The organism is Paenibacillus sp. FSL L8-0638, assembly GCF_038593075.1.
Classification (GTDB): Bacteria; Bacillota; Bacilli; order Paenibacillales; family Paenibacillaceae; genus Paenibacillus; species Paenibacillus polymyxa_D.
Genome location: NZ_CP151960.1, coordinates 4,830,792 through 4,848,609, shown reverse-complemented (window position 1 = coordinate 4,848,609; position 17,818 = coordinate 4,830,792). Strand labels below are relative to the sequence as shown.

Below are 17,818 nucleotides of genomic sequence, written 5' to 3'. Positions count from 1 at the left end.
GAGGATGCAAATTGAGCTTGTTCAATAACACATTGCCCGAGATACATAACAAGCTGCATCAAAAGGAAATTTCCGTGAGTGATCTGGTAGGACACGCTCTGGAGACAATTGGTGCGCGGGAAGACAAGATCAGAGCTTATATTACCGTTGACGAGGAACAGGCCCGTGCATCCGCACGTCAGCTGGATGATCAACTGATTTCCGGGGAGGAAAGAGGGTTGTTGTTTGGTCTGCCAGTTGGCATTAAGGATAATATTGTGACAGAGGGGCTGCGTACAACATGTGGCAGTCAGTTTTTGAAAAATTTTGATCCCGTCTACGATGCTACAGTTGTTAGCAAGTTACGTGCAGCGCAAACCGTGACACTCGGTAAAATGAACATGGACGAATTCGCCATGGGCGGCTCTAACGAGAACTCCAGCTTTTTCCCTGCACGTAACCCTTGGGATTTAGAACGTGTTCCCGGTGGTTCCAGTGGCGGCTCGGCTGCGGCTGTTGCAGCGGGTGAGGCTTATTTCACGCTCGGCTCGGATACAGGGGGTTCCATTCGCCAGCCCGCTTCTTACTGCGGAGTAGTTGGCCTGAAACCAACCTATGGTCTAGTATCCCGTTTTGGACTGGTGGCTTTTGCCTCCTCTTTAGACCAAATTGGACCCATTACTAAAAATGTTCAGGATTCGGCCTATGTCCTACAAGCCATTGCAGGCTATGACCAGAAGGACTCCACTTCTGCAAATGTAGACATTCCTGATTATTTGAACGCTTTAACAGGAGATGTAAAAGGACTTCGTATCGCTGTGCCTAAAGAGTATCTTGGTGAGGGCGTCGATCCTCAGGTCAAGGAGAAGGTGCTGGATGCACTGAAAACGTTGGAAGGACTGGGTGCTGTTTGGGAAGAAGTATCTCTCCCTCACACAGAATATGCGGTAGCTACATATTATCTGCTGGCTTCATCCGAAGCGTCATCCAATCTGGCCCGTTTTGACGGCGTGCGCTATGGTGTGCGTTCTGACAATCCAGACAACCTGCTTGATCTATACCATCAGTCCCGTACGCAGGGTTTTGGCCCTGAGGTGAAGCGTCGGATTATGCTAGGTACCTATGCGCTCAGCTCTGGGTACTACGATGCTTATTATTTGAAAGCTCAAAAAGTGCGCACACTGATTAAACAGGATTTTGATCGTGTATTTGAACAATATGATGTGATTATCGGACCTACTGCACCGACAACTGCTTTCAAAATCGGCTCGCAAGTGGACGATCCATTAACAATGTATTTGAACGATATTTTGACGATTCCGGTGAGCTTGGCTGGTGTGCCAGCCATCAGCATTCCGTGTGGTCTAGCGGATGGAATGCCAGTCGGACTACAAATCATCGGAAAAGCCTTTGACGAGTCTTCCGTGCTACGCGTAGCTCATGCTTTTGAACAAAATACCGAATTTCACAAGCAGCGTCCGCAGCTGTAATTTGCCAAAAAGGAGGGAACCTATTCATGTCTACAACTACATCCAAGTATGAGACGGTCATCGGACTTGAAGTGCACGTGGAATTGCATACGAAGTCTAAAATATTCTGTGGATGCTCGACATCCTTCGGAGCACCACCCAACTCTCATACATGTCCGGTCTGTCTCGGTCATCCAGGGGTATTGCCGGTATTGAACCGTCAGGCCGTTGATTATGCGATGAAAGCAGCAATGGCGCTGAATTGCACCATTGCTGATGTGAGCAAGTTTGACCGCAAGAACTATTTTTACCCCGATTCACCTAAGGCCTACCAAATCTCACAATACGATCAACCCATTGGCGAAAATGGCTGGATTGATATTGAAGTGAATGGTGAGACAAAGCGTATCGGTATTACTCGACTGCATCTGGAAGAGGACGCAGGGAAATTAACACATGTTGATGGTGGCTACGCATCTTTGGTCGATTTTAATCGGGTCGGCACACCATTGGTCGAGATCGTTTCGGAACCGGAAATATCTTCGCCGGAAGAAGCCAAGGCCTATCTGGAAAAAATACGTGCCATTATGCAGTATTGTGACGTATCCGATGTGAAGATGGAGGAAGGATCACTTCGCTGCGACGCGAATATCAGTCTTCGTCCGCATGGACAAAAAGAGCTAGGAACTAAAGCGGAACTGAAAAACATGAACTCCTTCCGTGGCGTACAGCGCGGACTGGAATATGAGCAGTTCCGGCAGGAGCAGACGCTGGACGAAGGCGGAACAATTGTACAGGAGACACGTCGTTGGGATGAAGCACAAGGTAAAACTTTATCCATGCGTGGTAAAGAACAGGCCCATGACTATCGTTATTTCCCAGACCCGGATCTTGTTACACTGCATATAGATGAGGAATGGAAAGAGCGCATCCGTGCTTCGATTCCTGAATTGCCTGACCAGCGTAAAGCACGCTACACTTCGGAATATGGATTACCTGAGTATGATGCCCAGGTGATTACGTCCTCCAAGCCATTGGCCGATTTGTTCGAGGATAGCCTTCAATTCACCAAGGATGCCAAAGCAGTATCCAACTGGATTATGGGGGATCTACTCGGTTATTTGAACAGTGCCGGTGTGGAACTGTCGCAGGTTAAATTGACCGGTCGGGGCTTGGGTGAAATGATCGGACTGCTGGAGAAGGGAACGATCAATAGCAAAATCGCTAAAACGGTCTTCAAGGAAATGCTGGAAAGTGATAAACTGCCACAGCAAATTGTTGAAGAAAAAGGGCTTGTACAAATCAGTGATGAGGGTGCGATCCTTACAATTGTCGAACAAGTTGTAGCAGCTAACCCGCAATCAGTTGAGGATTACAAAGCTGGCAAGCAAAAGGCCATCGGCTTCCTAGTCGGTCAAGTGATGAAGGAGAGCAAGGGGAAGGCAAACCCTGGCCTTGCTAATAAGTTGCTGACGGAAGTGCTGAACCGCTAATGGCATGGATTTGACAGGGGCTTGTCTTTTAGGGACAGGCCCCTTTTGCATAGCTTCTAAGAATGGTTGGCGCGAACAAGCTTTAGAACCTGATGGCATTTTATGAGTTTCCTTAGGAGGGAAAACAGCATGGTTACCCTATGTTCATTGGAAGATGATGATATCGTCAGTCAGATATGGCGTCTACAGCATGTTGCCTATAGGCTGGAAGCTGAGCTGATTGGGTTTGATGAAATTCCTCCACTGATGGATACATTGGATACGCTGAGAAGCTGTGGAGAGTCTTTTTATGGGTGGCTGGAGGACGGTGAATTGCTAGGAGCACTGGCTGTGCAGTCTGAATCGCCCGATTCGCTTACCCTTACACGTATGATGGTTCACCCAGATCATTTTCGTAAAGGCATTGCAGATTCTTTAATGAAGCATGTTTTGAATGAATATCAAAATATCCCGTTGTTTATCGTCTCTACAGGAACTCTAAATACTCCTGCGGTGGCATTATATCGAAAACATGGCTTTCGCCCCGTATCTGCGGCTGAGGTCGCTCCAGGCGTGGAATTAACTACCTACCATCTGCATAAGGTGGAATAGCATTGAGATATCAAATTGACATTAAAAATGCACATAACCCACAAACCGCGCACCCGGAGTGGGAAGCACGACATAACCGGGAGGAGAGACTCGAATGAATAATCCGTGGATTATAGACGATTCACATATCATTTTACGGCTTTTACTGTCCATGCTTCTCGGTGGATTCATTGGGTTTGAACGCGAGCGTTCCAATCACGCAGCTGGTTTGAGGACTCATATTATGGTCAGCCTTGGTTCGACGCTGATTATGCTACTCTCCATTTACGGCTTTGCCGATTTTATTAAAGAAGCTAATGTACGCATAGATCCCGCTCGTTTGGCTACCGCTGTGATCACTGGCGTAGGCTTTTTGGGTGCAGGAACGATTATGTTCACAGGTAAATCCATTACCGGACTAACGACTGCGGCTTCCATTTGGGTCGTGGCTGCTATTGGCCTTGGGGTCGGAGCAGGCTTTTATTTCCCATCTATAGCGGCGACAGTGCTCGTATTTTTAAATTTATGGGTGTTTAACAAAGTTGAACTTCGGTATATGCGTGGACGCAAGCGCCATCTTATTACATTGTACGGATTGGCCTCTCACGGATTGCTGGATCAGATTTCGACTTATTTAGAGCAAGAAAAAGTGGAAATACGTAAAATAATGATTAAGGAACATGAAAATGTCCCATTTCACGAATTACACCCAGATCGGCAGAGTATGGAGGTTTCCCTAGAGGTGCTGGCCCGTCATGATTTTAATCCTGTACGTATTGCAGCAGATTTACGACAATGGGAAGATATAGCTGCAGTCTCTGTTGAGTAATAGGATACCTTTTTTTAACAGTTACTCTTAAATCTGATTGGGGTACTATGTAAGCATTGAAGTGTTTTTCAGCGGAACCACGTATGGGATTCAAAGGGGAGGATGGCATGAACTCGGAACAACCGTTACCGTCTGGAGAGGCTGGACAGCTACAAGCATCGGAACAGCGGGAACAACCCAGACAGGGGAAGCGTCTAAAATATGCTAAATTTCGCAAAGTGATTGCCATTATCATGGCGGCATTGTTACCCGGACTGGGACATCTTTTTTTAGGACTGTTTATCAGGGGGCTTAGTTTTATTGTATTGCTCCTGCTAGATATTTTTGCGATGCTGTATGTTTCCTCTGACGGCTTAAGGATCAACATTCCATTACTTATTTTGCTTGGATTGTTCATACCTGTTTTATATTTTTATAATGTATATGATGTCTTACAGTCTGCAGATTATATGGTTCGCTATCGACGTAAGCCTGATCGTTATGTACGAATGGATGCTAGAGGCCAGCAAAGTAGTCCTTTTTATACGTGGGAGAGAGGCTTTGCTTTTGCTGTGCTGATGGTGGCAGGCGGTGGGCTTATGATTTTGTTTCGCATGAAACCTCGCTGGTTGAGCAATTTCTTTGAGGATTATGGATTCCTTACGCTGGCTATTTTATTAATGATGATCGGTTTATTCCTTTTTCTAAGGGAAGCCTTTCTGACCTTTAAGCGTAAAAAGTTGAAAGAAAGAGGGTGAAGCTGGCGTGCACCGTAAAATAAGAGTCGGGCGCTACACCTCTTCGCTTCTGTTGATGGCTGTAGGCATTTTGCTTATTGTAGATGTGTTTCAAAATACTGAATATATGCTTCAACTCCTCGTTTGGTGGCCCGTAATCTTCGTGCTTTGGGGACTGGAGTATCTAATTTTTTTTGCTGTGTACTTTCGGAAAGAAGGCAAGTCTGACAACGGAAGGCGATTCAGACCTGACCTAAAGGGGATTCTGTCCGCTTTGGTAGTGGTAGCCTCGGTTTTTATCGTGACCCAGCAAAATCATTATATGTATCTGTGGAACCGGGTCAGTCTCAATCTGACGTCAGCCTCAATGGATTTTAGCCAGGCTAAAGAGAATCGGTATGATATGGGTGGTGTGCTGGTACCTGTAACTATGCAGACGTCCGATTTAATAGTTGATTCGGTTAATGGTGATGTAACACTGATCAGACGACCTGTGTCCAATATAGAGGTACGAGGGACTCTATGGGTGGATCAAGCGCCTGCTGCCGAAGCGGACAAGATTGCTCAAGCTTCTTCACTGACTTCTACCGACGGCAAGACTATCCAGATTCGTCCGGAGGCACAGTCATACGGAGCATCAAGCAAACGTCAGCCCCGTGTGAACATGCTGATCACCGTGCCGGAGGACCGACGGTTCAATATGCAGATTAGAACCTCCAACGGGAATATTACCTTGAATGGAGTTGATGCTATTGACAGCATTCGGCTCGAGAGCGGTAATGGAAATCTCACCGTTAATGACGCTATCGGCAATGTCAAGGGAGGCACGCTGAACGGTCAGGTTAAATTGCATCGGATTTCTGGAGATGTAGATGTGCGCACGAACCGTGGCGATATGCAGGCAGGAGATATTGAAGGAGCTGTGACACTACACACCATGGTAGGTGATATTCAGCTTGCTCGTTCGGAAGGGGATATCACCGTAGATACTCAGAATGGGGACATGAATGTGCTGAATTCTACAGCCAAGCTGAATGCAAATTCGCTTAATGGCTCTATCAAAGTGCATAGCGAACAGGTGGGCGGAGATTGGAAAATATACAGTGCTGTCGGTGATATCGTATTGGATCTTCCGTCGAATGGAGATTTTCAGTTAGAGGGTTCAAGCAGTTATGGTAATCTTCAATCCGATTTTCCATTTAAAATAGACAGTAAAAGTATTTCAGGCCAAAACGGGACAGGCAAGTATGCGATCAACGTAGAGGGCAACAGTAATTTAACCATTAAAAAGTTACTGATGCCGTCGTTACCCAACTTGGAAGATTCCGGGGGTACGACTGCGCCCGATACATCTGAAATCTCTCCGGCTGAATCTGGAGCTCCCGAGACAGATACCTCTATAGGAACATCCGGCGACAATACGGCGCGTTGACAAGAAACTTGAGTAGACCGTACAATGTGAGTAGGTTTAGAAGTAAGTTATAAATAGATGCGTGGTAATTGATAGGATCGTAAGTAAGGGATAAGGCGGTGGACATATATGGCAGCACGCGTCCAGCATGCTTTGGAACTTCTAAAGAAGACAGGTGTACGCATAACACCCCAGCGTCATGCCATATTAAACTATTTGATGGAAACCATGGGGCATCCGACTGCAGATGAAATATATCGAGCGCTTGAGTCCAAGTTTCCAAGTATGAGTGTGGCTACGGTTTATAATAACTTAAAGATGTTTATAGAAGCGGGTATGGTACATGAGTTGACCTATGGAGATAACGCCAGTCGTTATGATGCCAATATTTCGGAGCACTATCACATCATTTGCGAAAAATGCGGAAAAATTGAAGATTTCAGTTATCCCTATTTGGCTGATGTGGAACGTCATGCTGCGTTGGAAACAGGCTTCGAAGTACATGGGCATCGTATGGAGTTACACGGAGTATGCAAAACTTGTAGTAACAAACAAACGTAACGAAACAAGGAATAGAGTTTTTTGTACGGTATGTATATATTGTAATGGATTGGAAACGTGAGCAATTCCCCGTAAGCGGGGATTTACCGCGTTTTTTTGTTTAAATCACTTTACTTTTGTTTCAAGTAATCTGTTGAGGTTACAAAATACGGAATTCAAAGTTCATACAATGGAGGTTCAATATTGGCCAGAAATCATTCCAGACGCCGCCGTAAACGTTCACGATTCAAAGGAGCGGCAAGCCTACTATTATTTGCAGCGATTATATGCGCAATTACTGTCGTATGGTTTGGTAATCCCCTTCATGAGAAACCCGATTGGCAGGGCAGTGTCCGTCCTATTTTTATGCAGGGCAAGTTGACTGGGTATGAAGCTCAAAGCTCCGGCAAGAACATGCTGATGCCGCTTAAATTGGTGCAAAGTCAAATTGATCCTTCGGTTCGCTATGAGGATGACAGCCAAACCGTCATTATGGCGACGAGACAAAGCTTGCTCTATATGAAGGTTTCGAAGGCACAAGGGGAATTGAATGGTAAAACATATGCGCTGAGCGCAGCCCCTCAGGTGATCAGTGGAGAGGTATATATCCCGATAGAAGCTGTACGTGAAGTATACGGCGTTTCTATACACGAAGACTCTGTAACGGGTGCCGTTATCTTGATGAAGGCCGGCGAGAAGGTCAGGCTGGGTAATGTAGAAAAGAAGGATGGGCAACAGGATGCTAGAATTGCCTTACGTAAAGAAGCCTCTAGCCTATCTTTTATTTTGACAGATGTACCTCAGGAGACGAAAGTACGTATCTGGTCCCAACAGGGTGATTGGTGTTTTGTGCAGTTAGACAATGGCTATGCAGGATACATTAAATCAGACCATATCGCTGAAGGAGAAGAGCTTGTGATTCCTTCGGTTAAGGACGATTTGTCCATCTCGGAGAAGCATTGGGAGGGTAGACCAGTGAATCTCGCTTGGGAAGCCGTCTATAATCGCAAGCCCGATCCTTCCAAGTTTGATCCTATGCCTGGAGTAAATGTGGTGAGCCCTACGTGGTTCAGTGTCGTCGATCATGAGGGCACTGTAGAAAGCAAGGCGGATCCTGCCTATGTCAGCTGGGCACATCGCAAGGGTATGGAGGTTTGGGGGTTGTTGAGCAACAGTTTTAATCCCGAACTAACAACAGAAGCTTTGTCTACCTTCGAACGTCGAAAATCGATTGTAGATCAGATGATTTCACTTGCTCAAGAAAATGATCTGGACGGTATTAATATCGACTTTGAAAATGTTCATACAAAGGATGGTCCCAATGTCACCCAATTTTTGCGTGAACTTAAACCGATGGCTCGGGAACATGATTTGATACTGTCCATTGATGTTACGCCTAAATCTCAAAGTGAGATGTGGTCTGTTTTTTTGGATCGAAAGGCATTGGGGACTATAACAGATTATATCATGGTAATGGCGTATGATGAGCATTGGGCGGCTAGTCCAAAAGCTGGTTCCGTCGCCTCGTTACCATGGACGGAAGCGTCAATTAAGCGAATTATTCGGGAAGATGAAGTGCCGTCTCAAAAAGTGGTTTTAGGTATTCCGTTATATACTCGCGTGTGGTCCGAGACTCCCAAAGAAGGGAAGATTAAGGTCACCTCCAAATCACTTGGTATGGAGTCAGCAGCCAATATCATAGCCCAATTTAAGTTGAATCCCAAGTTTAGAGCTTCCGAAGGCCAGAATTATGTCGAGTATACAGAAGACGGCGTAGTCAAAAAGATTTGGCTGGAGGATCAGGTATCTCTGAAGGCAAGAGTAGAACTTGCCAAATCGCTGAAGCTCGGAGGAATTGGTGTGTGGAATCGAAGCTTTGCAGATAAAGACGCTTGGATAACACTGAAAAAAATAAGTGAATAAGATAAAAAATTTACAATTGAAGAAGGAAGTTTCTTATTTATGTAGAAATGATCACATGTATCCAAATATCCAATTTGCGGTCATAGCCGCCTTGCAGGTATGGAGGGAGAAGTGCAGCTAACCAAATTAAACCTGATATATGATGAATTGTTGCAGGAGGATTCGATAGGTATTATTTCGTACAGAAAACCGGGAGAGTATTTTCACGGTTCGATGTTGTATGACTTTGATGAACTCATTCTAATTATTGGAGAAGGCACCAAGCCAGTCCGTTCTATTCAACACTTATTTATGAATGGTTTAAGATGCCAAGTGTTGTACGCAACGCTCAGTTGTCTGAAGGAATGGATTATCGCTGGTGAACAAGCCAACATTATAGATTATGTGCTAGAAGGGCGTATTGTCTGGGAAAGGGATGACAGGGTTCGCTTTTTAAGACAGGAAATTGTTGATTTTAACGATCCACTGCGGGAGCAGAAGCGATTTCATGAGTTCTCCCGCTTTCTGGTCAATTACGTTCATGGTAAAAGAGCGGTGCGAGAAGGGCGGATCATTGACGCTTATCAAAGTGTTCTGAAAGCATTGGATCATTGGGCATCTATTGAACTCATTGAACGGGGGATTTATCCAAAGGTTCACTTATGGGTTCAGGTACAGCCTCTGGATCGAACAATTGACAAACTGTATAACGAACTCACATTAAGTACGGAAACCTTGGAACAACGGGTTGAACTAGTACTGCTTGCTTGTGAATTTTCAGTTATGTCAAAAATGGAGGAGTGCTCCTCTCCGCTATTCCGTATATTAGGCAGCAGACGGGAACCTTGGTCTATAAATGAACTTATTAACCATCCTGAGCTAAAGAATCTCCAATTGGATCTTACCGTCGTGCTCCGTAAACTGGTATATCGTTCACTTATTAGAGAAACAGCTGCCGGGGATTTTAGGGATCGCGGGCAAAATCGTGAACTGCGTTACTCCCTTATTTGATGTACAGGGGTTGATTTGTCAGGAAGAAAGGTTGTTAAACCGACTTTTCTTCCTTTTTTTGCACATGATCTAGTATTTATAAATAGTTAAAAAATATAAATTATTAATTTAGGTTGACGAGTATATAAAATATGTGATAAGTTATAACTCGCCCCATTAAGCAGCATGAATAGTTTTGAACTGTTTAAAGCAGGATAAACGTGTTGCATCAAGCGGAAAAAATAAGTTTTCAAAAAAAAACTTGACGAAAAATGAGGTTATGTGTTACATTATTTAAGTCGCCGCTGAGACGCGGTGGTGAAACAAAGTAAGATGTTATGTAGGTTTGATCTTTGAAAACTGAACAACGAGTGAGTAAAACGATTTTGCTTGCAAAATCAAACAAGAGATATCTTTTATCTCGTCAGTTTCAAAATGAGCTTATCGCTCTTTCTATAAACCAACTTCGGTTGGTCTTTAATGGAGAGTTTGATCCTGGCTCAGGACGAACGCTGGCGGCGTGCCTAATACATGCAAGTCGAGCGGGGTTATGTAGAAGCTTGCTTCTACATAACCTAGCGGCGGACGGGTGAGTAACACGTAGGCAACCTGCCCACAAGACAGGGATAACTACCGGAAACGGTAGCTAATACCCGATACATCCTTTTCCTGCATGGGTGAAGGAGGAAAGACGGAGCAATCTGTCACTTGTGGATGGGCCTGCGGCGCATTAGCTAGTTGGTGGGGTAAAGGCCTACCAAGGCGACGATGCGTAGCCGACCTGAGAGGGTGATCGGCCACACTGGGACTGAGACACGGCCCAGACTCCTACGGGAGGCAGCAGTAGGGAATCTTCCGCAATGGGCGAAAGCCTGACGGAGCAACGCCGCGTGAGTGATGAAGGTTTTCGGATCGTAAAGCTCTGTTGCCAGGGAAGAACGTCTTGTAGAGTAACTGCTACAAGAGTGACGGTACCTGAGAAGAAAGCCCCGGCTAACTACGTGCCAGCAGCCGCGGTAATACGTAGGGGGCAAGCGTTGTCCGGAATTATTGGGCGTAAAGCGCGCGCAGGCGGCTCTTTAAGTCTGGTGTTTAATCCCGAGGCTCAACTTCGGGTCGCACTGGAAACTGGGGAGCTTGAGTGCAGAAGAGGAGAGTGGAATTCCACGTGTAGCGGTGAAATGCGTAGAGATGTGGAGGAACACCAGTGGCGAAGGCGACTCTCTGGGCTGTAACTGACGCTGAGGCGCGAAAGCGTGGGGAGCAAACAGGATTAGATACCCTGGTAGTCCACGCCGTAAACGATGAATGCTAGGTGTTAGGGGTTTCGATACCCTTGGTGCCGAAGTTAACACATTAAGCATTCCGCCTGGGGAGTACGGTCGCAAGACTGAAACTCAAAGGAATTGACGGGGACCCGCACAAGCAGTGGAGTATGTGGTTTAATTCGAAGCAACGCGAAGAACCTTACCAGGTCTTGACATCCCTCTGACCGGTCTAGAGATAGACCTTTCCTTCGGGACAGAGGAGACAGGTGGTGCATGGTTGTCGTCAGCTCGTGTCGTGAGATGTTGGGTTAAGTCCCGCAACGAGCGCAACCCTTATGCTTAGTTGCCAGCAGGTCAAGCTGGGCACTCTAAGCAGACTGCCGGTGACAAACCGGAGGAAGGTGGGGATGACGTCAAATCATCATGCCCCTTATGACCTGGGCTACACACGTACTACAATGGCCGGTACAACGGGAAGCGAAGCCGCGAGGTGGAGCCAATCCTAGAAAAGCCGGTCTCAGTTCGGATTGTAGGCTGCAACTCGCCTACATGAAGTCGGAATTGCTAGTAATCGCGGATCAGCATGCCGCGGTGAATACGTTCCCGGGTCTTGTACACACCGCCCGTCACACCACGAGAGTTTACAACACCCGAAGTCGGTGGGGTAACCCGCAAGGGAGCCAGCCGCCGAAGGTGGGGTAGATGATTGGGGTGAAGTCGTAACAAGGTAGCCGTATCGGAAGGTGCGGCTGGATCACCTCCTTTCTATGGAGAATCGTTTCCTGCGATGGAAACATTCAAATTAGCAGGTACATGTACCTGCGACCGGATATTCAATTCGGTTCATCACGTTCGTGTGAATGAAATGAATATCCTAAACTTACTCACTCGTTGCTCAGTTTTGAGAGTTCAAACTCTCAAGCTTCGACGAATACTTCATTCACACATTCGTGTGGAACCGAAATATTCATCGGGTTTCGCTTCGATGAAGCGAATTGCACCTTGAAAACTGGATACCGAAACGAAATTGCGTTTTAGAATATTCCTTTAAGCTGATCTTGTGTAAACAAGTGAAATAAAGGTAGCTGCCTTGAATTTCATTCACACGTAAGTGTTGAACCGAAATTCAAAGCAAATCGTATTTACGATGTAAATACTAGGTTAAGCTACAAAGAGCACACGGAGGATGCCTAGGCGCCAGGAGCCGACGAAGGACGTGGCGAACAACGATAAGGCCTCGGGGAGCTGTAAGCAAGCTTTGATCCGGGGATGTCCGAATGGGGAAACCCGGCTGTCTTCATCGACAGTCACTTTCTGCTGAATACATAGGCAGAATAGAGGCAGACCAGGGGAACTGAAACATCTAAGTACCCTGAGGAAGAGAAAACAATAGTGATTCCGTCAGTAGCGGCGAGCGAACGCGGATTAGCCCAAACCAAGGAGCTTGCTCCTTGGGGTTGTGGGACGTCTCACATGGAGTTACAAAGGAACCGGTTAGATGAAGAGGTCTGGAAAGGCCCGCCAGAGAAGGTAAAAGCCCTGTAGTTCAAAACTTGTTCCCTCCGAGACGGATCCCGAGTAGTGCGGGGCACGTGAAACCCCGTATGAATCCGGCAGGACCATCTGCCAAGGCTAAATACTCCCTGGCGACCGATAGTGAAGCAGTACCGTGAGGGAAAGGTGAAAAGCACCCCGGAAGGGGAGTGAAATAGATCCTGAAACCGTGTGCTTACAAGAAGTCAGAGCCCGATCTATGGGTGATGGCGTGCCTTTTGTAGAATGAACCGGCGAGTTACGTTCCCGTGCAAGGTTAAGGTGAAGAGCTGAAGCCGCAGCGAAAGCGAGTCTGAATAGGGCGATCTTTAGTACGTGGACGTAGACCCGAAACCGGGTGATCTACCCCTGTCCAGGGTGAAGGTGCGGTAACACGCACTGGAGGCCCGAACCCACGCATGTTGAAAAATGCGGGGATGAGGTGGGGGTAGCGGAGAAATTCCAATCGAACCCGGAGATAGCTGGTTCTCCCCGAAATAGCTTTAGGGCTAGCCTCGGAAAGAAGAATCGTGGAGGTAGAGCACTGATTGGGTGCGGGGCCCGCAAGGGTTACCAAGCTCAGTCAAACTCCGAATGCCATAGATTTAGTTCCGGGAGTCAGACAGTGAGTGCTAAGATCCATTGTCGAAAGGGAAACAGCCCAGACCATCAGCTAAGGTCCCCAAGTGTGTGTTAAGTGGGAAAGGATGTGGAGTTGCACAGACAACCAGGATGTTGGCTTAGAAGCAGCCACCATTGAAAGAGTGCGTAATAGCTCACTGGTCGAGTGACTCTGCGCCGAAAATGTAACGGGGCTAAACACACCACCGAAGCTATGGCTTGATGCATTGCATCAGGGGTAGGGGAGCGTTGAATGCGGGTTGAAGGTGTACCGTAAGGAGCGCTGGACTGCATTCAAGTGAGAATGCCGGTATGAGTAACGAAAAGATCTGTGAGAATCAGATCCGCCGAAAGCCTAAGGGTTCCTGAGGAAGGTTCGTCCGCTCAGGGTAAGTCGGGACCTAAGGCGAGGCCGATAGGCGTAGTCGAAGGACAACAGGTCGAAATTCCTGTACCACCGTAATCCGTTATGAGCGATGGGGTGACGCAGTAGGGTAGTGACGCGGACGGATGGATGTCCGTCTAAGCAGTGAGGCTGGTGTGTAGGCAAATCCGCACATCGTTAAGGCTGGGCTGTGATGGGGAGCGAAAATTGTAGTAGCGAAGGTCATGATCTCAGACTGCCAAGAAAAGCCTCTAGCCAGGAGAAGGTGCCCGTACCGCAAACCGACACAGGTAGGCGAGAAGAGAATTCTAAGGCGCGCGGAAGAACTCTCGTTAAGGAACTCGGCAAAATGACCCCGTAACTTCGGGAGAAGGGGTGCCTCGGTAGGGTGAATAGCCCGAGGGGGCCGCAGTGAAAAGGCCCAAGCGACTGTTTAGCAAAAACACAGGTCTGTGCGAAGCCGCAAGGCGAAGTATACGGGCTGACGCCTGCCCGGTGCTGGAAGGTTAAGGGGAGTGGTAAGCCTTCGGGCGAAGCTATGAACCGAAGCCCCAGTAAACGGCGGCCGTAACTATAACGGTCCTAAGGTAGCGAAATTCCTTGTCAGGTAAATTCTGACCCGCACGAATGGCGTAACGACTTGGGCGCTGTCTCAACGAGAGATCCGGTGAAATTTTAATACCTGTGAAGATGCAGGTTACCCGCGACAAGACGGAAAGACCCCATGGAGCTTTACTGCAGCTTGATATTGAATTTGGGTACGATCTGTACAGGATAGGTGGGAGCCGTAGAACTTTGAGCGCCAGCTTGAAGGGAGGCATCCTTGGGATACCACCCTGATCGTATCTAGGTTCTAACTTGGTACCGTGAACCGGTGCGAGGACAGTGTCAGGTGGGCAGTTTGACTGGGGCGGTCGCCTCCTAAAGAGTAACGGAGGCGCCCCAAGGTTCCCTCAGAATGGTTGGAAATCATTCGAAGAGTGCAAAGGCAGAAGGGAGCTTGACTGCGAGACCTACAAGTCGAGCAGGGACGAAAGTCGGGCTTAGTGATCCGGTGGTACCGCATGGAAGGGCCATCGCTCAACGGATAAAAGCTACCCTGGGGATAACAGGCTTATCTCCCCCAAGAGTCCACATCGACGGGGAGGTTTGGCACCTCGATGTCGGCTCATCGCATCCTGGGGCTGAAGTAGGTCCCAAGGGTTGGGCTGTTCGCCCATTAAAGCGGTACGCGAGCTGGGTTCAGAACGTCGTGAGACAGTTCGGTCCCTATCTGTCGTGGGCGTAGGAAATTTGAGAGGAGCTGTCCTTAGTACGAGAGGACCGGGATGGACGTACCGCTGGTGTACCAGTTGTTCCGCCAGGAGCACCGCTGGGTAGCTATGTACGGAAGGGATAAGCGCTGAAAGCATCTAAGCGTGAAGCCCCCCTCAAGATGAGATTTCCCAATTAGTAAGACCCCTTGAAGACGACGAGGTAGATAGGTTGGGGGTGGAAGTGCAGTAATGCATGGAGCTGACCAATACTAATCGGTCGAGGGCTTATCCTAAGATAAAACGCAATAAGTTTCGGATCCAGTTTTCAGGGTGTAACCTTGAAACAAATGCTTAATATTCCCTGATAGCTCAGTTGGTAGAGCACTCGACTGTTAATCGAGTTGTCACAGGTTCGAGTCCTGTTCGGGGAGCCATATGGAGAGGTGTCCGAGTTGGCCGAAGGAGCACGATTGGAAATCGTGTAGGCGCCAAAAGCGTCTCGAGGGTTCGAATCCCTCTCTCTCCGCCATAATTCATTTGTAGCATGGCCCGTTGGTCAAGGGGTTAAGACACCTCCCTTTCACGGAGGTAACAGGGGTTCGAATCCCCTACGGGTCATAAAAATATTATAAAAAAACTTGCAATAAAAAGTTTATTATGGTATAATATGAAAAGTGTTTCGGTATGGAGGCTTAGCTCAGCTGGGAGAGCATCTGCCTTACAAGCAGAGGGTCGGGGGTTCGAGCCCCTCAGCCTCCACCATTTGAAAATTTAATATTTATTATTGTCGCGGGGTGGAGCAGTTCGGTAGCTCGTCGGGCTCATAACCCGAAGGTCGCAGGTTCAAATCCTGCCCCCGCAACCAATTAAAAATTATTATGGAACTGTGGTGTAGAGGCCTAACATGCCTGCCTGTCACGCAGGAGATCGCGGGTTCGAATCCCGTCAGTTCCGCCATTAGTATTATAACGTGTAATGAAGAGCCTTATTCTAAGGCTCGGTAGCTCAGTCGGTAGAGCAGAGGACTGAAAATCCTCGTGTCGGCGGTTCGATTCCGTCCCGAGCCACTTTTAATTGAATATTTTATGTGCCGGTGTAGCTCAACTGGTAGAGCAACTGACTTGTAATCAGTAGGTTGGGGGTTCAAGTCCTCTCGCCGGCACCATTTTTGGAGGATTAGCGAAGTGGCCAAACGCATCAGACTGTAAATCTGCTCCCTTACGGGTTCGGTGGTTCGAATCCATCATCCTCCACCAGTTTTATAGGGGCATAGTTTAAAGGTAGAACAACGGTCTCCAAAACCGTTGGTGTGGGTTCAATTCCTGCTGCCCCTGCCAATTATTCATTACTTGCGGCGGTCGTGGCGAAGTGGTTAACGCACCGGACTGTGACTCCGGCATTCGTGGGTTCAAGCCCCATCGGCCGCCCTTTACTTATTGGGGATTAGCCAAGCGGTAAGGCAACGGACTTTGACTCCGTCATGCATAGGTTCAAATCCTATATCCCCAGCCATCTTTATGCGGACGTGGCTCAGCGGTAGAGCATCGCCTTGCCAAGGCGAGGGTCGCGGGTTCGATTCCCGTCGTCCGCTTTGTTACACTCTGGCGCCATAGCCAAGTGGTAAGGCAAAGCTCTGCAAAAGCTTTATTCCCCAGTTCAAATCTGGGTGGCGCCTCCATAATTGAATACGCCGGCGTGGCGGAATGGCAGACGCGCTCGACTCAAAATCGAGTGGGAAACCGTGGAGGTTCGAGTCCTCTCGCCGGTATTAACTAAAAGAGTTCATTAGAGACATTCTCTAGTGAGCTTTTTTTATTTGAGCTTTAGTACCCCACTCATTGCTTGAGCTGAAGACACCTTTGAGTTGTATTCCAAATGCGAATAAATATTTGCCGTTGTTGCATAATCGCTGTGGCCTAACCATTCCTGAACTTCTTTCATGCTTACCCCTAATACATCTACATAAATATACTCCAGGTATTCAAGACAATAAGAATTGTCAGAAGATAAGCGATAGGATTCCTGTTATTCCTTCATACGAATCAGAAGCTCATAGAACGTGTCCACCAGTGGCAGATTACCGGATGGAGTAGCCGCTTTACTCTTACAGCATATCTTCGTTTTCAACCGCGAGTGCTTGTCCTTCCATATGAGAATTCTTCCTGGCTTCCTGAAGCAAGATTTCGGCTCTTTTCTTGGTTCCTTTTATCTTAAGCCCCGTAGGGATCCATTTTGGTTATCGTTTACCATTCTCATCTTTACAGTTAGGCGGATGTCCCGTTGCGCTTTCTCCTCTTCCAACAACTCCAGAGGGTGAACCCGATCCTTTTTCAAATACCGGTTGAGCTTCGGAATGGATTTGCTACAAAAGTGGTAGCTGAATCCGCCGATGGATTGCTTTAGCGCCCAGAAGGTACATTTGTTTTTGAACCGGGCGGTATAATGTCCGATGATCTAGGTCGCCTCCAGTGTCAGATCGGTGCTGGCTAGAATGGAGCATCGCCTGTTCGGATTCACCAGCAATAACCACAGTTTTTGGTTACTCTTTGGCCCCATAACATATCCAGACACAGGTAACTGACGGATTATTCATTGCCATACATGCTCACGATAGCGTACTCAAACGCGGCGATACGGCTTTAAAACAGCTCGGCCAAGCACCACCTTTGCCCTCTTTTTATGGTAGCGACCCCGGTCTGTGGCAGGTGTACCATGACGTTCATAGGCAACGGTATTGGACTTGGCTTCGGTTACCAGATCCATCCAGGTGCTGCCGAATTGGTTCCATTGTTCAACCCCCGCCAAGCAGGATTGATCAGAGGTATTCAAAACCATTTCCGGGACGTGCCCTAGTCA

Annotated in this window: 11 protein-coding genes, 15 tRNA genes and 2 rRNA genes; 26 read left to right on the top strand and 2 right to left on the bottom strand. The window is 47.6% G+C overall.

What is annotated here, in order from left to right; translation table 11 throughout:
• The first annotated feature begins 11 nt into the window (after window positions 1–11).
• The 26 genes from gatA (at window position 12) to MKY35_RS21505 (ending at window position 16,730) form a co-directional block, all read left to right on the top strand.
• Window positions 12–1,469 carry an Asp-tRNA(Asn)/Glu-tRNA(Gln) amidotransferase subunit GatA gene (gatA, locus tag MKY35_RS21630; RefSeq protein ID WP_342444788.1) on the top strand — a complete coding sequence of 486 codons (1,458 nt, stop codon included), beginning with the start codon at window positions 12–14 and terminating at the stop codon, window positions 1,467–1,469.
• Window positions 1,470–1,495: 26 nt separating this feature from the next.
• On the top strand, window positions 1,496–2,941 hold the full coding sequence (gene gatB / locus MKY35_RS21625) for an Asp-tRNA(Asn)/Glu-tRNA(Gln) amidotransferase subunit GatB (protein WP_013311908.1): 1,446 nt from the start codon (window positions 1,496–1,498) through the stop codon (window positions 2,939–2,941).
• A gap of 129 nt (window positions 2,942–3,070) precedes the next feature.
• On the top strand, window positions 3,071–3,532 hold the full coding sequence (locus MKY35_RS21620) for a GNAT family N-acetyltransferase (RefSeq protein WP_029517189.1): 462 nt from the start codon (window positions 3,071–3,073) through the stop codon (window positions 3,530–3,532).
• A 94-nt stretch (window positions 3,533–3,626) separates the two neighbouring features.
• The gene (locus tag MKY35_RS21615) at window positions 3,627–4,340 is read left to right on the top strand and encodes an MgtC/SapB family protein (protein WP_029517190.1); all 714 of its coding nucleotides are present in this window, start codon (window positions 3,627–3,629) and stop codon (window positions 4,338–4,340) included.
• A gap of 83 nt (window positions 4,341–4,423) precedes the next feature.
• Complete coding sequence (locus MKY35_RS21610) at window positions 4,424–5,077, top strand: hypothetical protein (protein WP_342444787.1); 654 nt, start codon at window positions 4,424–4,426, stop codon at window positions 5,075–5,077.
• A 7-nt stretch (window positions 5,078–5,084) separates the two neighbouring features.
• Window positions 5,085–6,488 carry a DUF4097 family beta strand repeat-containing protein gene (locus MKY35_RS21605; protein ID WP_342444786.1) on the top strand — a complete coding sequence of 468 codons (1,404 nt, stop codon included), beginning with the start codon at window positions 5,085–5,087 and terminating at the stop codon, window positions 6,486–6,488.
• 108 nt (window positions 6,489–6,596) lie between these two features.
• Complete coding sequence (locus MKY35_RS21600) at window positions 6,597–7,028, top strand: Fur family transcriptional regulator (RefSeq protein WP_029517193.1); 432 nt, start codon at window positions 6,597–6,599, stop codon at window positions 7,026–7,028.
• 183 nt (window positions 7,029–7,211) lie between these two features.
• Window positions 7,212–8,930 (top strand): glycosyl hydrolase family 18 protein, encoded by a 1,719-nt coding sequence (locus MKY35_RS21595; protein ID WP_342444785.1) that lies wholly within the window; start codon window positions 7,212–7,214, stop codon window positions 8,928–8,930.
• Window positions 8,931–9,041: 111 nt separating this feature from the next.
• The gene (locus tag MKY35_RS21590) at window positions 9,042–9,920 is read left to right on the top strand and encodes a nucleotidyltransferase-like protein (protein ID WP_029517195.1); all 879 of its coding nucleotides are present in this window, start codon (window positions 9,042–9,044) and stop codon (window positions 9,918–9,920) included.
• A gap of 456 nt (window positions 9,921–10,376) precedes the next feature.
• Window positions 10,377–11,932: ribosomal RNA gene (locus tag MKY35_RS21585) — 16S ribosomal RNA — on the top strand.
• 394 nt (window positions 11,933–12,326) lie between these two features.
• Window positions 12,327–15,255: ribosomal RNA gene (locus MKY35_RS21580) — 23S ribosomal RNA — on the top strand.
• Together the 16S and 23S rRNA genes with 15 tRNA genes alongside form the textbook arrangement of a ribosomal RNA operon.
• A gap of 65 nt (window positions 15,256–15,320) precedes the next feature.
• Window positions 15,321–15,396, top strand: a tRNA-Asn gene (locus tag MKY35_RS21575).
• Between the two features lie 3 nt (window positions 15,397–15,399).
• Window positions 15,400–15,491, top strand: a tRNA-Ser gene (locus tag MKY35_RS21570).
• A gap of 17 nt (window positions 15,492–15,508) precedes the next feature.
• Window positions 15,509–15,580 (top strand) — tRNA-Glu (locus MKY35_RS21565).
• A 68-nt stretch (window positions 15,581–15,648) separates the two neighbouring features.
• Window positions 15,649–15,724 (top strand) — tRNA-Val (locus tag MKY35_RS21560).
• A 26-nt stretch (window positions 15,725–15,750) separates the two neighbouring features.
• A tRNA-Met gene (locus tag MKY35_RS21555) sits at window positions 15,751–15,827 on the top strand.
• Window positions 15,828–15,842: 15 nt separating this feature from the next.
• Window positions 15,843–15,919 (top strand) — tRNA-Asp (locus MKY35_RS21550).
• Window positions 15,920–15,956: 37 nt separating this feature from the next.
• Window positions 15,957–16,029, top strand: a tRNA-Phe gene (locus MKY35_RS21545).
• A gap of 22 nt (window positions 16,030–16,051) precedes the next feature.
• Window positions 16,052–16,127: transfer RNA gene (locus MKY35_RS21540), tRNA-Thr, on the top strand.
• Window positions 16,128–16,132: 5 nt separating this feature from the next.
• A tRNA-Tyr gene (locus MKY35_RS21535) sits at window positions 16,133–16,218 on the top strand.
• 7 nt (window positions 16,219–16,225) lie between these two features.
• Window positions 16,226–16,299: transfer RNA gene (locus tag MKY35_RS21530), tRNA-Trp, on the top strand.
• Between the two features lie 17 nt (window positions 16,300–16,316).
• Window positions 16,317–16,389 (top strand) — tRNA-His (locus tag MKY35_RS21525).
• A 10-nt stretch (window positions 16,390–16,399) separates the two neighbouring features.
• Window positions 16,400–16,474, top strand: a tRNA-Gln gene (locus MKY35_RS21520).
• A gap of 7 nt (window positions 16,475–16,481) precedes the next feature.
• A tRNA-Gly gene (locus MKY35_RS21515) sits at window positions 16,482–16,553 on the top strand.
• A 12-nt stretch (window positions 16,554–16,565) separates the two neighbouring features.
• Window positions 16,566–16,640, top strand: a tRNA-Cys gene (locus MKY35_RS21510).
• 11 nt (window positions 16,641–16,651) lie between these two features.
• Window positions 16,652–16,730: transfer RNA gene (locus tag MKY35_RS21505), tRNA-Leu, on the top strand.
• Between the two features lie 44 nt (window positions 16,731–16,774).
• On the opposite strand, the gene MKY35_RS21500 is transcribed toward MKY35_RS21505, so the two are convergent.
• Together MKY35_RS21500 and MKY35_RS21495 are read right to left on the bottom strand one after the other, a co-directional pair.
• Complete coding sequence (locus MKY35_RS21500; protein ID WP_258012605.1) at window positions 16,775–16,903, bottom strand: hypothetical protein; 129 nt, start codon at window positions 16,901–16,903, stop codon at window positions 16,775–16,777.
• 678 nt (window positions 16,904–17,581) lie between these two features.
• Window positions 17,582–17,797 carry a hypothetical protein gene (locus tag MKY35_RS21495; protein WP_342444784.1) on the bottom strand — a complete coding sequence of 72 codons (216 nt, stop codon included), beginning with the start codon at window positions 17,795–17,797 and terminating at the stop codon, window positions 17,582–17,584.
• Window positions 17,798–17,818 lie beyond the last annotated feature (21 nt).